The sequence below is a fragment of the Micromonospora sp. KC606 genome, assembly GCF_004348675.1.
Classification (GTDB): domain Bacteria; phylum Actinomycetota; class Actinomycetes; order Mycobacteriales; family Micromonosporaceae; genus Micromonospora.
Window position 1 is genome coordinate 1 of sequence record NZ_SMKN01000321.1, and the last position, 4720, is coordinate 4720.

At 72.9% G+C, this 4720-nt stretch carries 4 protein-coding genes; all 4 read right to left on the reverse strand.

Going from position 1 to position 4720, the window contains the following annotated elements:
- Positions 1 to 374: 374 nt before the first annotated feature.
- Genes E1193_RS30165 through E1193_RS30180 form a run of 4 tightly spaced genes read right to left on the reverse strand, consistent with a single transcriptional unit; the run spans position 375 to position 4517 of the window.
- Positions 375 to 1337, reverse strand: coding sequence for an aldo/keto reductase (locus E1193_RS30165; RefSeq protein WP_207922930.1), 963 nt, complete (start codon positions 1335 to 1337; stop codon positions 375 to 377).
- Positions 1338 to 1367: 30 nt separating this feature from the next.
- Positions 1368 to 2192 (reverse strand): nucleotidyltransferase domain-containing protein, encoded by an 825-nt coding sequence (locus E1193_RS30170; RefSeq protein ID WP_132186537.1) that lies wholly within the window; start codon positions 2190 to 2192, stop codon positions 1368 to 1370.
- Positions 2189 to 3871: an ATP-binding cassette domain-containing protein gene (locus tag E1193_RS30175; RefSeq protein ID WP_132186538.1), complete on the reverse strand. Its 1683-nt coding sequence runs from the start codon at positions 3869 to 3871 to the stop codon at positions 2189 to 2191. Before E1193_RS30175 ends, E1193_RS30170 begins: the two co-directional genes overlap by 4 nt.
- Before the next feature lie 40 nt (positions 3872 to 3911).
- Positions 3912 to 4517, reverse strand: coding sequence for a methyltransferase (locus E1193_RS30180; RefSeq protein ID WP_132186540.1), 606 nt, complete (start codon positions 4515 to 4517; stop codon positions 3912 to 3914).
- Positions 4518 to 4720: the final 203 nt, after the last annotated feature.

A 4720-nucleotide genomic window follows, 5' to 3' on the forward strand; every position in this document is an offset into this window, starting at 1 on the left:
CCCCCGCCTTGTCCGCCTCCCCACCGCCACCGCCGCCGCTCGGTGGAACGGCACTGCTGTCGCCACACCCCGGAGACGTACATGGCGTTCCACCGACCGTGCCGGCCCCAACGGTGAGGCCCGGGCGGGCGGCGCGAGGCGGGTGACGCGGGGCGCTCGCAACAAAGGCACGCGACACAGGGTGCAGGCAACGCGGAAGCAGGCGGGCAGCGCGGGCCGGGCGACGGCCAGCAGGCAGACAACGTCGGGCCGACGACGCGGGCAAACGACGCACAGCCAGGCAGACGCAGGCAGCCAGGGCGGACGCACGAGGACAGGCAGACGCAGGCGGACTCGGGCGGCGGGCGAAGTGTCCGGCCGACCGCGCCGCGCCGTCAGAGGATGGCGTCGAGGGCTTCCAGGTCCACGTCGGTGGGCTGCCAACTGCCCGCGGCCGCGTTCGCCTGCACCTGCTCCGGGCTGGTGGCGCCGGCGATCACGGAAGCCACCGCCGGCCGGGCGGCCAGCCCGCCGATGGCGACGTCAAGGATGCTGAGCCCGCGATCGGCCGCGTACGCCTCGATCGCCTCGATGATGTCCCAGTTCGCGGCGGCGAGGCGCTGGGCGTACCGGCCGCCGCCGGCCAGCCGGCTGCCGGCGGGCGGCGCCTCGCCCCGCTTGTACTTGCCGGTGAGCAGACCGTTGGCGAGCGGAAAGAACGGCAGCAGCCCCAGGCCGAAGCGTTCACACGCGGGGATGACCTCGACCTCGGCGTCCCGCTGGAGCAGGTTGTAGTGGTTCTGGGCGCTGACGAACCGGGTCAGGCCCCGGGTCTTCGCCGTCCAGTCGGCGTCGGCGATCTGCCAGCCGGCGAAGTTGGAGTTGCCGAGGTAGCGCACCTTGCCGGCCCGGACCAGGTCGTCCAGGGCGGTGAGAGTCTCGTCGATCGGCGTGCCCGGGTCGGGCTCGTGCAACTGATACAGGTCGATGTGCTCGGTCTCCAGCCGGCGCAGGGACGCCTCCACGGCCCGCACGATGTAGCGGCGGGAGGCCCGCACCCCGAAGTCCCGGCCGTTGCGCCCTCCCATCGACATGCCGAACTTGGTGGCCACCACCACGTCGTCCCGGCGGCCCTTCAGCGCCTGACCGAGCAGTTCCTCGGAGGTGCCGTGCGGCTCCCCGTAGATGTCGGCGGTGTCGAAGAAGTTGATCCCAGCGTCGAGCGCGGCGTCGACCACCGCGCGGGTGCCGTCGAGGTCGAGTTTGCGCCCGAAGTTGTTGCAGCCGATGCCGACCACGGACACCACGAGCCCGGAGTCGCCCAGTCGGCGGTAGGTCATGTCAGTCACGAGATCCACCCTATGCCGGCCCATCCGGCTCCACCGGGGTCACCCGGCCGGACCCCGGCCCTCGTCTCGGCCGAGCACGTCCCCGACCAACTCCCGGGCGGTGGCGATCGTCGCGGCCAGTTCCCTCGGGGTACGCCCGACCTCGCCGAGGAGCCGCTGCGCTCGCCCGGCGAATTCCGACGGGGCGCACGGCAACCGGCCGGCGGAGGCGATCATGCCCTTCTCGTTGACCAGCCACCGCCCGGCACAGCCGTGCAGCGCGTGCGCCAGGATCCCGACCGTCCGGAAGAGGCTGCCGGCCACGTAGCCGCTGTCTCCCGCAGCGACCGCCTTCGCCGCGCCGTCGAGCAGGAAAGCAGCCTCCCAGCCGGCGTCCACCAGAGCGGCGGCCAGCGCCGGCGGGTAGACCCGGGTCTGCTCGCGAAGCGCGGTCAGCTCCCCGGTCGGGTCGCCCAGCACCCTACAGAGCGCCACCTCGCCGGCGTAGGCGTGGGAGTAGAAGCCGAGGGGATGCCCGGCCTGCGCGGCGACGGTGAACCGGCCGGCGCGGCAGTCGTCCCAGATCCGGCGTACCCGGTCGAGGTCGCGGTAGATCCAGTCCACCGCCACGCCGCCCACCCGCAGCCAGCCGCCGCCGTCGACCCACGGCCCCCAGCCACCGGGGGCGGTCAGCTCCAGGTCGTGGTCGGCCACCGAGGCGGCCACCGCACGCAGCCCGGCCACGTCGAGCCGTCCCCGGTAGTAGAGGCCCACGTCCCAGTCGGAGTCCGGCCGGTGCTCGCCCCGGGCCCGACTGCCGCCGAGCGCCACCGCGACCACACCGCCGACCGCGCAGAGGCGCTCGACCAGCCCGTCGTCGATCATGCGCCGACGTCCCAGACCGGCTCGGGCGTCTCCACCACCTCACCGTCGCCCCGGAACAACACGAACCGGTCGAAGGAGCGGGTGAACCACCGGTCGTGGGTCACCGCGACCACCGTGCCGGAGAACCCGGCCAGTCCCGCTTCCAGCGCCTCCGCCGACGCCAGGTCCAGGTTGTCGGTGGGCTCGTCGAGCAGCAGCAGGGTGGCTCCGGACAGCTCCAGCAACAGCACCAGGAAGCGGGCCTGCTGGCCGCCGGAGAGCGTGCCGAAGCGCTGGTCGCCCTGCCCGGCCAGCTCGTACCGGCTGAGCGCGGCCATCGCCGCGTGCCGGTCCATGCCGTCCCGGTGTTCGTCGCCGCGCCACAGGATGTCGACCAGCGTCTTCTCCATCAGTTCCGGCCGGTCGTGGGTCTGCGAGAAGTGGCCGGGCCGGACCCGGGCGCCGAGGCGTACCACCCCGGCGTGGGCGACCGGGGCGAGCGCGGCAGCCGCGTCGACCGGGGTGTGGGCCGGGTCGGGGTCGGTGCCGCCCCTGGCGAGCAGCCGAAGGAAGTGGGACTTCCCGGTGCCGTTCGCGCCGAGCACCGCCACCCGGTCGCCGTACCAGAGCTCCAGGTCGAATGGGAAGGTCAGGCCGTCGAGTTCCAGCTGGTCGCAGATCACCGCGCGTTTGCCGGTCCGCCCGCCGGACAGCCGCATCCGGATGTCCTGGTCCTTCGGCGGTTCGGGCGGCGGCCCGGCCTCCTCGAACTTGCGCAACCGGGTCTGCGCGGCCTGGTACCGCGACGCCATCCCCGAGTTGTACGCGGCCTTCTGCTTGTACATCAGCATCAGCTCGCGCAGCTTCTCGTGTTCCTCGTCCCACCGTTTGCGCAGCTCGTCGAGGCGGTCGTGCCGGGCCACCCGGGCGTCGTGCCAGCTGGCGAAGCCGCCCGGGTGCACCCAGGCGCTGCCGCCTTCGACGGCGACCACCCGGTCGGCGGTCTGGGCGAGCAGTTCCCGGTCATGGGAGACGTAGAGCACCGACTTGCCAGACTCCCGCAGCCGCGCCTCCAGCCACCGCTTTCCGGGCACGTCGAGGAAGTTGTCCGGCTCGTCGAGCAGCAGCACCTCCTCCGGGCCGCGTAGCAGCAGTTCCAGGGCGAAGCGTTTCTGCTGGCCGCCGGAGAGGGTCCGCACCGGGCGTTCCCGTGCGGTGTCCCAGGGCAGGTTCAGCACGATGGTGGTGACCGTGTCGAAGAGCACCTCGGCGTCGTACCCGCCGGCCTCGCCCCAGGCGCCGAGCGCGTCCGCGTACGCCAGCTGGGCCTTGCCGGCGGCGGAGCTGTACTTGCCGCGCAGCTCGGCGGCCCGCATGGCCGTCTCGGTTTCGGCGAGCCGGCGGCCGGCGTCGCGCAGCGGCGCCGGGGCCAGCGCGAGCGCCAGGTCGGCGAGGGTGGACTCGTCGCCGATCATGCCGATGAACTGCCGCATGACGCCGAGCCCGCCGGAGCGGGCGATCGACCCGGTCCGCACCGGGATGTCGCCGGCGACCATCCGCAACAGAGTTGTCTTCCCCGCGCCGTTGGGCCCGACCAGGGCGACCTTGGCGCCGTCGGCGACCCGGAAGGACACGTCGGCGAAGAGCTCCCGACCGTCCGGAAGGAGATGCCCGACCGCTGCCACGTCCACATAACCCACGCCGGCATCCTGCCGCAACGGCCGGCGGGGCGACACCCGATTACCGGGTGACCCGCAGTACCCGGTAGCCCTTCTGGCTGGCGTGCCGGTCGACCTGCCAGCCCTCGTCGACGAGCCACCGGTGCAGCGAGTCGCCGCCGAGGTGGCGGGCCACCACCAGCCAGGCGACGCCGTCCGGGGCGAGTCGGGGCAGCCAGTGGCGCAGCAGCTCGTGCAGCTCGGCCTTGCCGATCCTGATCGGCGGGTTCGACCAGATCTGGGTGAAGGTGAGGTCGGCGGGCACCTCGTCGGGGGCGGCCGCTCGGATCCGGTCGGCGGCGTCGACCCGGCGGGCATTCTCGGCGGCGAGTGCCCGGGCCCGTTCGTTGACGTCGACCGCCCAGACGGTGGCGGCGGGTGCGCGGGTGGCGAGGACGCAGCTGATCGGTCCGAAGCCGCAGCCGACGTCGAGCAGGTCGCCGCCGGTGCCGATGGCTGGCAGCTCGGCCTTGCGCAGCAGCACCGCGGTGCCGGGGTCGAGCCGGTCGGCGGAGAACACCCCGCCTGCGGAGGCGAGGGTGTAGTCGCGCCCGGCGACGGAGAACCGGACCTCCCGCGGATGGGCGCTGACGGTGGGTTCGGTGGAGAAGTAGTGGTCGCCGGTCACGTCGGGCATTCTCGCACCGGGGTGGCTGCGGGCCACGGCCACCTCGGTCAGCAGATTCCCGACGCGCCACACCACAAATTCCCATTATTACCCTCTAAAGGGACAACGGCCCCTACTCTAGCTCACATGGTGTATCGGTACGAGTCCGATGAGGACGCCTTCATGGACCCGCGGTCCGGGTCGGACCTGCCGGCGTCCACCCC